This window comes from Pseudoflavonifractor sp. An187, assembly GCF_002160275.1.
Taxonomy (GTDB): Bacteria; Bacillota; Clostridia; order Oscillospirales; family Oscillospiraceae; genus Enterenecus; species Enterenecus faecium.
On record NZ_NFKG01000072.1, the window covers coordinates 1 to 548 of the forward strand.

Below are 548 nucleotides of genomic sequence, written 5' to 3' on the forward strand. Positions count from 1 at the left end.
CCAGGGCCACCCCAACATGAACCTGACCCCCGGTGTGGATATGTCCACCGGGTCCCTGGGCCAGGGCCTGTCCGCCGCCGCTGGCATGGCCAAGGGCGCCAAGTTCCTGGGCAAGGACATCAACGTCTACTCCCTGCTGGGCGACGGCGAGCTGGCCGAGGGCCAGATCTGGGAGGCCACCATGTTTGCCGCCCACTACAAGCTGGACAACCTGTGCATCATCGTGGACATCAACGGCCTGCAAATTGACGGCCGCACCTGCGACGTGATGAACACCGAGCCTGTGGATGCCAAGTTCGCCGCCTTCGGCTGCGACGTGGTAAAGGTGAACGGCCACGACTTCCAGGAGCTGGAGGACGCCTTCGCCAAGTTCCACGCCAACCACGGCACCGGAAAGCCCACCGCCATCCTCATGAAAACCACCAAGGGTAAGGGCGTGTCCTATATGGAAAATCAGGCCGGGTGGCACGGCAAGGCCCCCAACGACCAGGAGTATGAGCAGGCCATGGGCGAGTTGAAGGCCCAGCTGGCAGAAGTGGAGGGGATGT

Annotated in this window: 1 protein-coding gene; it reads left to right on the plus strand. The window is 63.1% G+C overall.

Features of this window, described 5'->3' with window-relative positions; genetic code table 11:
• Positions 1–548, plus strand: a 548-nt coding sequence (locus B5F22_RS11860; protein ID WP_242955130.1) for a 1-deoxy-D-xylulose-5-phosphate synthase N-terminal domain-containing protein, incomplete at both ends; no start/stop codon positions are given.